The 622-nt window shown below is 43.9% G+C and carries 1 protein-coding gene; it reads right to left on the bottom strand.

What is annotated here, in order from left to right:
- Positions 1–152: 152 nt before the first annotated feature.
- Positions 153–383 carry a hypothetical protein gene (locus DXB52_RS17610; protein ID WP_117909767.1) on the bottom strand — a complete coding sequence of 77 codons (231 nt, stop codon included), beginning with the start codon at positions 381–383 and terminating at the stop codon, positions 153–155.
- Positions 384–622 lie beyond the last annotated feature (239 nt).

Consider the following 622-nt stretch of genomic DNA (forward strand, 5'->3'; position numbering starts at 1 on the left):
GATCGCCCCAGATCTTTGCATTCGTGCGTTTGATGAGCTGGTTGGAATCGTTGTACTTATAGTTATATTTTGCTTTGCTGACACCATCTTCGATCTTCTCGTAAGAGGTCCGGTTTCCGATCTTGTCATACGTATAATTATGGACTGTCTTTTTACCGCCCTCTGCTTTTTCTGTACAGCGTGTCAGTTCCCAGTTCGGTCGCTGTCTCGCTGACTACATATCCCTGATCATTGTACTTGTACGCATAAGTACTGATTACTTTGCCGCAGGAACCACAGGTATTCACAATCTTTGTGATATGATCTTCTGCATCGTAAGATACTTCCGTCTTTGTTCCATTGCTTCTAATCACTTCTGTCACACGATTCAGCGCATCATGCATACAGAGAACCTGCCACTGGCAGTTTCTCTTGCATACTTTGATATAAAAACTGCCAGGATTTTACCCCCGGCAGTCCGCTTTTTCCATATTCAATTATTCTGTTGTTGGAAACATCGCTGTCTCCAGCTTACTTCTTTCGGTTTCAGACAGCTCATACGTCCCGGAATGGTTCTTTTCCACTTTTACAGTTACTGTCACCGGATCTCCATAGCTGTTCTTATCAATGCTCTTCTGCACGC

The organism is Ruminococcus sp. OM04-4AA, assembly GCF_003462585.1.
GTDB lineage: Bacteria > Bacillota > Clostridia > Lachnospirales > Lachnospiraceae > Mediterraneibacter > Mediterraneibacter faecis.

Excerpts from the sequence above, each read along its gene's own strand:
- DXB52_RS17610 (WP_117909767.1), bottom strand. The coding sequence starts at position 383 with ATGCATGATGCGCTGAATCGTGTGACAGAAGTGATTAGAAGCAATGGA.